Below are 11,635 nucleotides of genomic sequence, written 5' to 3'. Positions count from 1 at the left end.
TTGGGGGGTAGCCGGGATGGGGCGTGGCACGCCCCTCCGTAGCGTGGGATCCGCATCCGGTTCTCGGATGCCCCGAACCCGCGCCCCTCCCGGAGGAACGACCATGACCATCGCGACCGTACCCGCCCGCGATCTCTCGCGACTCGCCGAGCTTCCCGTCGACCTCATCGACGAGCTGCCGAACGCGGCCGACGGCACGGAGACGGCCACGGCAGCCTCGGCACGGAACGGACTCGGCGACTCGTTCGACCGCGTCCAGGCCGGCATCCAGGGCTGGCTCCGGCACTGGGAGCCGCAGCGGCTGCCCGCGTTCACCGCCGTACGCAACGTGATGCCCGACGGCGACCGCGGGCGCAGCGCACTGCAGGCCGCGCCCACCCGTGACGACGGCGCGGTGCGGGTCACCGCGAGCGTCTACGACCCGCCGAACCGCGACGGCGAACCGCTCAACTGGTCACGCAACTGGGCGAGCCTCGCGGTGCTGCCGCCGGCGCGCGAGTCGGGCCGGCTGTACTACCGCTTCCGCGTCGCGAGCCGCCTCGTGCTCGACGGCCAGGCCTCGCTCAGTCTCGTCTCGACGAGCGTGAACTTCGGCATCGTCGCTGATGCCGCGAAGGCGAGCCCGTTCCACACGCCGGGCTTCGCGACCCCGATCGCCCGCCCGCTCGTCGGCGTGCAGTGCCGGGCCGACGCGGAGGCAGAGGCGTCGCAGGTGTTCGAGGGATCCATCGCCGTGCGCCAGGGCGACACCCCCGCGATGGCGTTCGTCATCGGCACCGACCTCCTCTTCGAAGACGGCTGGGTGCGGGTGCACGAGGGCTCGAGCACGTGGATCGGCCCGTCGGAGCCCGGTGCGAGTGGCACGATCGAGTTCCGCTACGCGCCGGCCGCAATGCTCCGCCTGCTCGGCCGACTCGACGAACCGCACCGCGTCGACTGAATCCCGCCCGACGAGCGGCCCCCGTTAGACTCGCCGAATGGCGCGCTTCGTCGTCGTGCTTCCGCTCGTGCCGCTTGCCGCGGGAGACGAGTTCACGGTGGCCGACTGGCCGCTCCACGTCACGCTCGTCGAGCCGTTCCAGACCGACTTGCCGGCTGCAGCGGTGGCCGACGTGGTCGGCCGGGTCTCCGGCGATGCGCAGCCCGTCCGCGCGAGCGGCGGCGAGGAGGCGATGTTCGGCCGGCGGCGCGACGTGCCGGTCACGCTCGTGCGGGAGCGCGGGGCGCTCGGACTGCTCCGTGAGCGTGCACTGGCGGCCCTCGGCGAGGCAGGAGTCGACCTCGGACGCGTGCGGCCCGACTTCCGTCCGCACGTCACCCGCAAGCACAACCGCCAACTGCGGCCCGGCGAGCCCATCGTGCTCGAGACGGTCGCCCTCGTCGACATGAACCCCGCCGCCGGGTCCCACCACCGCAGCGTCGTCGCGGCCTGGCGCCTCGGCGAGGCATCCGGCTGATCCCGCACGCCTCTCTGCCCCAGATCGCCGCGCCGGCCCCTCGGCGCACGGGGACGCCATGGCCACGCCGCGAGAGGCCACGGGTCGTCGGCGTTCCCGCCCGACACGCGCGTTTCGTGGCCGCCGCGCGGGACGAAGGAGTATCCCGGGCACGGCTGCGCGCTTCCGACCTCGACGCCCCGGCGTGGGGCATCCGTCACGCGGTGGACGTGCCGCCCTCGCCGCTCACCCGGGCTCGGAGTCTCGGCGCCGTCTGCCCGTCCGCGCGGAGCCGGCATCCGCGGTCATCGTCTGCAGCTCCGTCGGCGCGAGCTCGTCGAGACGGGCGACGCGCGAGTGACCTCGCCCGCGAACGTGGCTCGACCTTGCCGACACGCTGGCGCTGATCGAGCGCACGCTCACCACGCGTGGCTGGGTCCGATGACACGCCGGGCCGCTGCGTCGAATGGCCACGAATGGGTGCCACGGCGGGATGCTCGGGCACCACTTGCGGCCAGCGGATGACGCAGGTGCGGCGTGTCGCGCGCGGAGGGTCGCGCGGCTCCCGGCGTCAGTGCGCGTCGGCCGCCTCGACGTCTGCAGGCGCGTCGACCGGCGTCCCGCGCTTCTGCCACGGCCAGCGGCCCGAGATCTCGAGTTCGAGCGACCAGCTGAGGAAGGTCCGGATCAGCACGATGACGCCGAGCACCACAACCGAATCGAGGGTCGGCGTGACGGCGACCGTCTTGATGATGTCGGCGGCGACGAGCAGTTCGAGGCCGAGGAGGATGGCGCGCCCCAGCACACGACGGAACCGCGAGTACACGGGGCTCACCCGGCGCAGGCCGCGCAGACCGGCGTCGACGATGGCGTAGAGCACGCCGACGACGATCGCAACGACGCCGAGGACGTCGATGACCTCACCGGTCGCCTCGATGATCTGGCCGAATTCCATCGCGCTTCCTCACCCTCGCGGCACACGCTAGCGCCGACCCGGCCTCGAGCCCGTGCGACGTGCCGGGAAACGGCAGGCACGACGAAGGGCGGATGCCGCGGCATCCGCCCTCCGTCGTGAGATCCGCCTACTCGGAGTGCTGCAGGTGGTACCGCAGGCTCGCGAGCTCGGCCTTCAGCGCGGCGGGCACGCGGTCGCCGAACTGCACGAAGTACTCGTCGGTGAGCTCGCACTCGGCGAGCCACGAGTCACGGTCGACCTTGAACAGCTGCGCGATCGCGTCATCCGTGATCTCGATGCCGTCGAGGTCGAGCGAGTCCGGTGCCGGCAGGAGGCCGATCGGCGTCTCGACCGCGTCGGCGTCGCCTTCGAGGCGTCCGACGATCCACTCGAGCACCCGCGAGTTCTCGCCGAAGCCGGGCCAGAGGAACGAACCGTCGGCGCCCTTGCGGAACCAGTTGACCTGGAAGATCTTCGGCGCGTTCTCGCCGAGGATGCGTCCCATCTTCACCCAGTGGCCCCAGTAGTCGGCCATGTTGTAGCCGCAGAAGGGGAGCATCGCGAACGGGTCGCGGCGAAGCTCGCCGACGACGCCCTCGGCCGCCGCGGTCTGCTCGGACGAGATCGTGGCGCCCATGAACACGCCGTGCTTCCACGAGCGGGCCTCGGCGACGAGCGGCACGTTCGTCGCACGGCGTCCTCCGAAGAGGATCGCGTCGATCGGCACGCCATCGTGCGCATCCCAGTCGTCGGAGATCTGCGGGCACTGCGCGGCCGCGACCGTGAAGCGCGAGTTCGGGTGCGCGGCGGGGCGATCGGATGCCGGTGTCCACGGGTTGCCCTCCCAGTCGGTGAGCTCGGCGGGCGGGTCGTCGGTGAGCCCCTCCCACCAGACATCGCCGTCGGGCCGGAGCGCCACGTTCGTGAAGATCGTGTTGCCCCACAGCGTCTGCACCGCCGTCGGGTTGGTCGTCTCGCCGGTGCCGGGCGCCACGCCGAAGAAGCCCGCCTCGGGGTTGATCGCGTAGAGCCGGCCGTCGTCGCCGGGACGCATCCAGGCGATGTCGTCGCCGATGGTCTCGACCTTCCAGCCGGGAATCGTCGGCTGGAGCATCGCGAGGTTCGTCTTCCCGCATGCCGACGGAAAGGCGGCGGCAACGTGGTAGGACTTGCCCGCCGGGGAGGTGATCTTGATGAGCAGCATGTGCTCGGCGAGCCAGCCCTCGTCGCGGGCCATCACGCTCGCGATACGCAGGGCGAAGCACTTCTTCGCGAGCAGGGCGTTGCCGCCGTAGCCCGAGCCGTACGACCAGATCTCCCGCGAGTCGGGGAACTGGACGATGTACTTCGTCTCGTTGCAGGGCCAATCGACCTCGGCGCGGCGGTGGCCGACGCCGTCGGTAAGCGGGTACCCGACCGAGTGCACGGTGCGCACCCACGGCTCGCCCGCCTCGATCAGGCGGTAGACGGCCTCGCCCATGCGGGTCATGATGCCCATCGAGAGCACGACGTAGGGCGAATCGGTGATCTCCACGCCGAGCTGCGAGATCGGGCCGCCGAGCGGGCCCATCGAGAACGGCACGACGTACATCGTGCGGCCCTTCATGGAACCGTCGAAGACGTCGGTGAGCTCTTCGCGCATCTCACGCGGGTCGCGCCAGTTGTTCGTCGGACCGGCGTCCTCTTCGTAGGTCGAGCAGATGAAGGTGCGGTCCTCGACGCGGGCGACATCGTCGGCGTCGGTGCGCGCAAGGTAGCTGTTGGGCCGCCATTCCGGATTCAGCTTGATGAGCTTGCCCTCGGCGACGAGCTGCTTCGTCAGGAGGTCGGCCTCGTGCTGCGAGCCGTCGCACCAGACGATCTCGTCGGGCTTGGTGAGACCGGCGATCTCGTCGACCCAGGCACGGAGTGCGGGATCGGTCGTGCCGCGCCGGGTGGGTGCTGCGGCGTCGGATGCCTCGGTGCCGATCGAGAACTCGGAGATGGTCATCGTCGTCCCTTCCAATGGTGCCGACCAGCGGCCGGAGGAGCTTGTATTTCAAGAATGCGCGCATTCGGAGCATCCGAGCGAACAAAAGGGACGTTAAGAATTTCGAATCTTTCACTATTCTTAAGACATGAAGGCAGGCTCACCAGATCTCGCAACGCTCGGCCAACGAATCCGCCATTTCCGCGGTGAACGCGGACTGACGCTCGACCAGCTCGGCGCGGCGGTGGGCATGGCGGGCAGCCAGTTGTCACTCATCGAGAACGGCAAGCGCGAACCCAAGCTCTCCACGCTCGACGCGCTCTCGGCCGCGCTCGACGTGGAGCTCTCGGCCCTGCTCGCCCGTGAAGCCCCGAGCCCCCGGGCCGCGCTCGAGCTCGAGCTCGGGCGGGTGCAGTCGAGCCCGCTCTACGCGGCCCTCGGGCTGCCATCGATCAAGGCGTCGCGCGGCATCTCCGACGAGTCGCTCGAGGCGATCGTGGGCCTGCATCGCGAGCTGCAGCGGCGCGCGAGCGAGGCCATCGCGACGCCCGAGGAGGCGCGCAGGGCGAACACCGAGCTGCGCGAGCGCATGCGGGCGCGTGACAACCACCTGCCCGAGATCGAGCAGCTCGCCGAAGACCAGGTGCGCGCCTCGGGCCACCGCTCCGGCGCGCTCACGCACCGCGAGGTGAGCGTCATGGCCGAGCGGCTCGGGCTGCAGCTCATCTACGTCGACGACCTCCCCGACTCGACCCGGTCGATCACCGATCTCGCGAACGGGCGCATCTACCTGCCGCCGGCGTCGATCCCCGGCGGGCACGGCCTGCGCTCGATGGCGCTGCAGGCGATGGCGCACCGGCTCCTCGGTCACGAGCGCCCCGACAGCTACGCCGAGTTCCTGTGGCAGCGCCTCGAGATCAACTACTTCGCGGCCGCGTGCCTCATGCCTCGCGAGGCATCCGTCGCCTTCCTCCATGCCGCCAAGAAGGAGAAGCGGCTCGCGATCGAGGACTTCCGAGACGCCTTCGGCGTGACGCACGAGGCCGCGGCGTTGCGGTTCACGAACCTCGCGACGAGCCACCTCGACATGACGCTGCACTTCCTCCGCGTGGCCGGCGACGGCGCCCTGCTCAAGGGGTACGAGAACGACGGGCTGCCGCTGCCGACCGACGTCACCGGCTCGATCGAGGGTCAGTGGGTGTGCAAGAAGTGGAGCGCGCGCACCGCGTTCGGGCACACGAACCGCACGACCGAGAACTACCAGTACACCGACACGCCGGTGGGCACGTTCTGGTGCGCGACCCAGACGGGGCGCACGGATGCCGCGGAGTTCTCGATCACCGTCGGCGTCCCGTTCAACCAGGCGAAATGGTTCCGTGGCCGCGAGACCACCCTGCGTGCCTCGTCGACGTGCCCCGACGAGGCGTGCTGCCGGCGCGCGCCCGACGGCCTCGCCGAGCGCTGGGCCGGCAAGGCGTGGCCGAGTGCGCGCCTGCACGCGCACGTGCTCTCACCGCTGCCGTCTGGCACCTTCCCCGGGGTCGACGACGCCTCGGTGTATCAGTTCCTCGAGGCGCACGCCGAGGAGTAGGCGCCACGCGCCGCCCCGTCAGCCACGCCCCGTTGCGTCACGCACGTCGTGAGCACGGAGCGTCCGTCGCGCTATGAAGCGCATCTTGCATTAGTGTGTGTCGCACAGTAACGTGTGACTCATGGCCACCGATGAGACGACCGCCGGGCATATCCAGGAGCTGAGGCGCGGCACCGTGGTGCTCGCCTGCCTCATCCGACTGCGCACACCCGACTACGGCTACGCGCTGCTCGAGTCGCTGAACGGGCTCGGCATCCTCGTCGACGCGAACACGCTCTATCCCCTGCTGCGGCGACTCGAGAAGCAGGGCCTGCTGACGAGCGAGTGGAACACCGACGAGGCGAGGCCACGCAAGTTCTACCGCACGAGCCCCACTGGCGAGCAGCTCGCCGACGTTCTCATGACCGATTGGCGACGCGTCGACAGGGCGCTCGCCGGACTCACCACCGGAGACGAATCATGACCGACCTGACCGACCGCTACGTGTGGGCCGCCGCCCGCACCATCCCCGAGGCGCAGCGCCCCGAGTTCGACCGCGAGTTGCGCGAGCGCATCGGCGATCAGATCGATGCGCTCGTCGACCGCGGCCGATCGCCGTCCGACGCCGAACGCTCGGTCCTCCGTGACCTGGGCGACCCGGCTGCACTTGCCGCCGGCTACGTCGATCGGCCCCTGTACCTGATCGGGCCGAGGTACTACCTCACCTGGTGGCGCCTGATGAAGCTCATGTACACCCTCGTGCTGCCGCTCGCGGCAGGGGCGATCGTGCTCGCGCAATTGCTCACCGAAGCGAACTTCGGCGAAGCCATCGGCGACTCCGTCGCCACGATCCTCGCGATCGCGGTGCACCTCGGGTTCTGGATCACGCTCGCGTTCGCCGTGATCGAACGCACGCCCAACACGACGCTGCCGACGCTGTGGGAGACGGAGATGCTCCCGCCGCTTCCCGACCTGCGTCGGTCGAGCCGGCTCAGCGAGCTCATCGCCTCGCTCGTCTTCCTCATGCTGTACGCGGTGGCGCTCGTGTGGCAGCAGTTCGGCGTCGTGTTCCGCGACGGGGTTCGCGAGCCGATCCCGGTGCTCGACCCAGCTCTGTGGTCCTTCTGGATCCCGTATTTCCTCGGGCTGATCGTGCTCGAGATGCTGTTCGCCATCGTCATCTACGTGCGTGGCTGGAGCTGGACGTGGGCGATCCTGAACATCCCGTTGAACGCGGCGTTCGTGGTGCCGGCGCTCTGGCTCTTCCTCAGCGGCCAGTTGCTCGATCCGGCGATCCTCGAGGTCATCCACTGGCCGTGGAGTGAGGAAGCCGGCACCATCGTCGTGACGATCATCGTGATCGTCACCATCGGCATCGCCACGTGGGACGTGATCGACGGATTCATCAAGACCGCACGAGCTCGGTCCGTGATGCGTGCGAGCGCATGACACGGTTCGGCTGTCAGAGGGCCGCCTCGTTTGCGAGTCGGCGCCCCGCGGCATCCGCGTGCCGGTGACGGCTACTTCGGCTGCATCCGGATCGCGCCGTCGAGGCGGATCGTCTCACCGTTCAGCATCGGGTTCGCGATGATCGACCGCACGAGCGCCGCGTACTCGGTCGGGTGGCCGAGGCGCGACGGGTGCGGCACCTGCGCCTCGAGCGACCCTCGCACCTCGTCGGACATGCCGGCCATCATCGGCGTCTCGAAGATGCCGGGCGCGATCGTGACGACGCGGATCAGCAGCTTCGACAGGTCGCGGGCGATCGGCAGGGTCATGCCGGCGACCGCGGCCTTCGAGGCCGAGTAGGCGGCCTGGCCGATCTGCCCGTCGAAGGCGGCGACTGAGGCGGTGTTCACGATGACGCCCCGCTCCTCGGTGGCCGGTCCGCCGGGCAGCGCCCCGGAGACGGGGTCGGTTGCGGCCATGGCCGCGGCCGCGAGCCGGGTCACGTTGAAGGTGCCGATGAGGTTCACCCGGATCGTGCGCTCGAACGCGTCGAGCGGCGCGGGCCCGTCGCGCCCGACGGTGCGGTTCGCCGTGACGATGCCGGCGCAGTTGACCGCGACGCGGAGCGGGCCGAGGGCGGATGCCGCTTCGACGGCAGCGTGCACTTCGGCCTCGTTCGCGACGTCGGCAGCGACGAACCGGGCGCGGTCGCCGAGTTCGGCGGCTGCGTCCTCGCCGCGCGGCCCGGGAAGGTCGACGAGCACGACGGATGCCCCGCCCTCGACGAGTGCGCGCGCCGTCGCGCGCCCGAGGCCAGAGGCCCCTCCGGTGACGATCGCCGATGCGCCGTCGAGTTCCATGTGTGCTCCTTCAGATGCGTTCGATGATCGTGGCGTTCGCCATGCCGCCACCCTCGCACATCGTCTGCAGTCCATAGCGTCCGCCGGATGCCTCGAGCTGGTTGACGAGGGTCGTGAGCAGGCGCGTCCCCGACGAGCCGAGCGCGTGCCCGAGTGCGATCGCGCCGCCACGGGGGTTCAGCTTCGCGGCATCCGCCCCGGTCTCGCGCAGCCACGCCAACGGCACCGACGCGAACGCCTCGTTGACCTCGTAGGCGTCGATGTCGTCATGGTCGAGCCCGGCCCGCTCGAGCACCTTCGCCGTCGCGGGAATGACGCCGGTGAGCATGTAGAGCGGGTCGCTGCCCACGACCGCGAATGATCGGAACCGGGCCCGCGGGGTGAGCCCGAGTTGCTCGGCACGTTCGGCGCTCATGATGAGCGCCGCGGAGGCCCCGTCGGTGAGCGGCGACGAGTTGCCCGGCGTGATGCGCCACTCGAGCTCGGGGAACCGCTCGGCGAGCTCCTCGGTGCGGAAGGCCGGGTTCAGGCCGGCGAGGGACTCTGCCGACGTGGTCGGCCGCACGGTCTCGTCGGTGAGCGAGTCGACGCCCACCACGGGCACGACCTCGCTCGCGAAGGCTCCCGACGCCTGCGCCACCGCGGCGAGCGTGTGCGAATGGGCGGCGAAATCATCGAGCTCCTCGCGCGAGAACCCCCACTTCGCGGCGATGAGCTCGGCGGAGACGCCCTGGTTCACGAGTCCGTCGGGGTACCGGTTGCCCAGGCGCGAGCCGAACGGGTCGGCGCCCGCCGTGCTCGAGCCGAGCGGCACGCGGCTCATCGACTCGACGCCGCACGCGATGGCGATGTCGGCGTGGCCCGACAGCACCGCCTGCGCGGCGAACGTCGCCGCCTGCTGGCTCGAGCCGCACTGGCGGTCGATCGTGGTGCCTGGCACCGTCTCGGGGAACCCCGCGGCGAGCACGGCGTTGCGGGTGATGTTGTAGCTCTGCTCGCCGATCTGACTGACGCATCCGCCGATCACGTCGTCGATGAGGGCGGGATCGAGGTCGGAGCGGTTCACGAGCGTGTCGAGCACGCCGGCGAGGAGGTCGACGGGGTGCACGGCCGAGAGGATGCCCCCGGGCTTGCCCCGCCCCACGGGCGTTCGGACGACGTCGACGATGACGGCTTCGGTGCTCATGAGTCCAGCCTAGGTCGGCCCCGCGGCCTGCACGAGACGAGTCAGTAGCCGAGGCCGGTGAGCACCGAGGATGCCGCAGCGGTCGGGGCGAGGTCTGAGGCGTCGTCGCTGCCCACGGCACCGCGCCAGTCCTCCTCGATCCGCACGATTCGTGCGCGTAACCGCTCGACGTCTGGTGCGACATCATGCTCGGCCGCGTCGGCGAGCCAGTCGGCCCACGCCTGCCAGCGAGGCACGTAGAGCTCGCTGATCAATCCGGCCCAGTGACGGCCCGAGTAGTCGTGGAGATCGCTCGCCTGATGCCCCCACACCGAGACCAGGCTCCGGGCGTCGCGCTCCATCGCGACGGCTTCGGCGGGGGTGCCGGCCCACGCGCGGGCGGAGTCGATCCACGTCGACGCCCGGGACTCCGGGCGCGTGGCGGCGAGCGCGTCCAGGTCGAGCAGGTCGACGCGCAGGCGTTCGGCGTTCGCCCGGATGCCGTCGGCGTCGTGGCGTTCGAAGGCGGCGAGAATGCCTCGGATGTGCAGGCGTGCCTGTTGCGCGAGCACATGGCCGGCCAGCTCGACGACGTCGTGCTCGAGCGCATCGCGCAGCGGTGCATGGTCCGACAGCGCGATGAGGAGACGAGCCGCACGGGCGATGCACGGCAGGTCGCCGAGCACGGCCGGATCGTTCTCGGCGTCGATGTTCGCCGACATCCGTGCGGGTCCTGCAGTAAGGGCCTCGCCGGCGAGCCGCTGTGTCGCGAATGGAGCGTCGGCGCTCCACGGGCGCGCGATCACCGGCGACGGGATCGAGCGCGTGCGGCCCGGAGCGTACAGCGTCGCGGCGAGCAGGCGCCACGCCTCACGGGCACGATCGTCGTCGATGCCGTAGCGCTGCACCGCGAACTCGTCGAGCCAGTGATCCACTTCGATGGCGCCCCACGCCAGATCCGTCGCCAACTCGTAGTACACGGTGTTGTTCTCGATGGCCTCCGGCGCGAGCCCGATGCCCTCCAGTCGCTCGGGCCGCTCCGCTTCGAGCTCCGAAACGTCTCGCGCCAGGCCGGCGAGGTCACCGAAGAGCGCGAACCGCCCGCCGAAGTTGTGGACCGCGGTCCAGATCCATCGCCGTCCGTGCATGCCGTCGCGCCACATCGGCGCGTGTTCACCCCAGAGGTCGATGAGCAGCAGCCCCTGGTGCGGCACCTCCGACAGGTACGCCGCGACGCGATCGGGCGTCCAGAATCCACGGTGGTAATGGAACGGCCAGCCCTGCAGTAGCCACGTCGCCCCTGGGTAGACCTCGGTGATCGCGCGATGGATGCCCCGGCCGGCGGCGGCGAGCGCCGCGAGGTCGCCCGACGGCGGCAGGGACTCGATGTACGGATCCACGGCGATCACCGGGTGCGGGCCCGGATCACCGAGCAGTTCACGCTGCACCTCGAGGAACGTCCGCACGAGCCGTGCGTAGTCGGGCGACGACGGCTCGATCATCGGCGAGCGCCAGCCCTGCCATTCGATCTCGTCGGCCTCGGCACCAGCGAGCGATCGCGGCACGTGCCCACCGGTCAGCGGCAGCACCGGAGTCATGCCGAGGTCCACCGCGCGCCGCACGATGCGCCGCGCGAGCTCGACACGCTCCCCTGCCCAACGCGCGGGGAGTGGCCCGCCGAAGTCATGCACCCCGCCGACCGACATCCACGGCGTGTGCGCAGCGCTGCCGATCCACGCCTGCGCCTCGTCGCTCGGCACCCCCGATCGGCGGAGGGTCTCCGCGAACACCACCTCGAACGCCGTGAGCATGAACGGATGTGTGACCCCGTGCAACGCCATCCAGTCCAATTCGCGTTCCCAACGGGGCCAGTCCCAGTACGGCGCGGAGTACCCGTGAGTGACCATGTTCAGGTAGTAGCGGATCGCGAACGGGGTACGGATCGTCGTCTGCGGCGCATCGGGCCACGCGTCGAACGCCGGCTCGAGGCGCGGCGACTCCCACGTGATGCGGCGTCCGTTGCGCTGCAGGTAGCGCGAGAGGGCACTGGCTGCGGCGACGGCGTCGGTGCCGCGGAGCGTGAGCAGCCCGGCCGACGCCTCGTACGCACCGATCGCCTCGCCATCTGCTCCGGCGTCGATGTGCTCCACCAGCACCCGCGACGCGTCACCGCCGATGCGCGCCACGACTCCGCGCACCGTTTCGGCGAGCCCCTGTGGATCAGTCGACAT

General features: G+C 70.5%; 10 protein-coding genes. 5 read left to right on the top strand and 5 right to left on the bottom strand.

The genetic code is table 11. The features are described from left to right. The first annotated feature begins 103 nt into the window (after nt 1-103). Together QFZ26_RS14530 and QFZ26_RS14525 are read left to right on the top strand one after the other, a co-directional pair. On the top strand, nt 104-940 hold the full coding sequence (locus tag QFZ26_RS14530; protein WP_307043317.1) for a hypothetical protein: 837 nt from the start codon (nt 104-106) through the stop codon (nt 938-940). A gap of 37 nt (nt 941-977) precedes the next feature. Beyond that, nucleotides 978-1,457 (top strand): 2'-5' RNA ligase family protein, encoded by a 480-nt coding sequence (locus QFZ26_RS14525; protein WP_307043315.1) that lies wholly within the window; start codon nt 978-980, stop codon nt 1,455-1,457. 550 nt (nt 1,458-2,007) lie between these two features. Here the strand turns inward: QFZ26_RS14525 and QFZ26_RS14520 are convergent. Continuing rightward, on the bottom strand, nt 2,008-2,391 hold the full coding sequence (locus tag QFZ26_RS14520; protein WP_307043313.1) for a DUF1622 domain-containing protein: 384 nt from the start codon (nt 2,389-2,391) through the stop codon (nt 2,008-2,010). A gap of 127 nt (nt 2,392-2,518) precedes the next feature. Further along, the gene (locus QFZ26_RS14515) at nt 2,519-4,381 is read right to left on the bottom strand and encodes a phosphoenolpyruvate carboxykinase (GTP) (protein ID WP_307043311.1); all 1,863 of its coding nucleotides are present in this window, start codon (nt 4,379-4,381) and stop codon (nt 2,519-2,521) included. A gap of 127 nt (nt 4,382-4,508) precedes the next feature. On the opposite strand from QFZ26_RS14515, the gene QFZ26_RS14510 reads away from it, so the two are divergent. The 3 genes from QFZ26_RS14510 to QFZ26_RS14500 all read left to right on the top strand — a co-directional run bounded on the left by QFZ26_RS14510 (nt 4,509) and on the right by QFZ26_RS14500 (nt 7,379). Further along, a complete protein-coding gene (locus tag QFZ26_RS14510) occupies nt 4,509-5,951 on the top strand; it encodes an XRE family transcriptional regulator (RefSeq protein ID WP_307043310.1) in 1,443 nt (480 codons plus the stop codon). A gap of 121 nt (nt 5,952-6,072) precedes the next feature. Next, entirely contained in the window at nt 6,073-6,414 is a 342-nt protein-coding gene (locus QFZ26_RS14505) for a PadR family transcriptional regulator (protein WP_307043308.1), read from the top strand. Further along, complete coding sequence (locus QFZ26_RS14500) at nt 6,411-7,379, top strand: permease prefix domain 1-containing protein (RefSeq protein WP_307043306.1); 969 nt, start codon at nt 6,411-6,413, stop codon at nt 7,377-7,379. Before QFZ26_RS14505 ends, QFZ26_RS14500 begins: the two co-directional genes overlap by 4 nt. A 71-nt stretch (nt 7,380-7,450) precedes the next feature. On the opposite strand, the gene QFZ26_RS14495 is transcribed toward QFZ26_RS14500, so the two are convergent. The 3 genes from QFZ26_RS14495 to QFZ26_RS14485 are packed head-to-tail and all read right to left on the bottom strand — an operon-like array spanning nt 7,451 to nt 11,635. Then, a complete protein-coding gene (locus QFZ26_RS14495; RefSeq protein ID WP_307043304.1) occupies nt 7,451-8,239 on the bottom strand; it encodes an SDR family NAD(P)-dependent oxidoreductase in 789 nt (262 codons plus the stop codon). A 10-nt stretch (nt 8,240-8,249) separates the two neighbouring features. Then, nucleotides 8,250-9,425: a thiolase family protein gene (locus tag QFZ26_RS14490; RefSeq protein WP_307043302.1), complete on the bottom strand. Its 1,176-nt coding sequence runs from the start codon at nt 9,423-9,425 to the stop codon at nt 8,250-8,252. A gap of 41 nt (nt 9,426-9,466) precedes the next feature. Next, nucleotides 9,467-11,635, bottom strand: a complete 2,169-nt coding sequence (locus tag QFZ26_RS14485) for an alpha-N-acetylglucosaminidase (protein WP_307043300.1) — start codon at nt 11,633-11,635, stop codon at nt 9,467-9,469.

Origin of the sequence: Agromyces ramosus, assembly GCF_030817175.1 — a bacterium.
Lineage (GTDB): Bacteria > Actinomycetota > Actinomycetes > Actinomycetales > Microbacteriaceae > Agromyces > Agromyces ramosus_A.
Note: the sequence above shows the minus strand (reverse complement) of the source record. Positions and strands in the feature narration are given on the sequence as shown.

What these genes read in the sequence shown, in the direction of transcription:
- QFZ26_RS14505 (WP_307043308.1), top strand. Translation starts at nt 6,073, where the DNA reads ATGGCCACCGATGAGACGACCGCCGGGCATATCCAGGAGCTGAGGCGC.
- QFZ26_RS14530 (WP_307043317.1), top strand. Translation starts at nt 104, where the DNA reads ATGACCATCGCGACCGTACCCGCCCGCGATCTCTCGCGACTCGCCGAG.
- QFZ26_RS14515 (WP_307043311.1), bottom strand. Translation starts at nt 4,381, where the DNA reads ATGACCATCTCCGAGTTCTCGATCGGCACCGAGGCATCCGACGCCGCA.
- QFZ26_RS14495 (WP_307043304.1), bottom strand. Translation starts at nt 8,239, where the DNA reads ATGGAACTCGACGGCGCATCGGCGATCGTCACCGGAGGGGCCTCTGGC.
- QFZ26_RS14520 (WP_307043313.1), bottom strand. Translation starts at nt 2,391, where the DNA reads ATGGAATTCGGCCAGATCATCGAGGCGACCGGTGAGGTCATCGACGTC.
- QFZ26_RS14485 (WP_307043300.1), bottom strand. Translation starts at nt 11,635, where the DNA reads ATGTCGACTGATCCACAGGGGCTCGCCGAAACGGTGCGCGGAGTCGTG.
- QFZ26_RS14525 (WP_307043315.1), top strand. Translation starts at nt 978, where the DNA reads ATGGCGCGCTTCGTCGTCGTGCTTCCGCTCGTGCCGCTTGCCGCGGGA.
- QFZ26_RS14510 (WP_307043310.1), top strand. Translation starts at nt 4,509, where the DNA reads ATGAAGGCAGGCTCACCAGATCTCGCAACGCTCGGCCAACGAATCCGC.
- QFZ26_RS14490 (WP_307043302.1), bottom strand. Translation starts at nt 9,425, where the DNA reads ATGAGCACCGAAGCCGTCATCGTCGACGTCGTCCGAACGCCCGTGGGG.
- QFZ26_RS14500 (WP_307043306.1), top strand. Translation starts at nt 6,411, where the DNA reads ATGACCGACCTGACCGACCGCTACGTGTGGGCCGCCGCCCGCACCATC.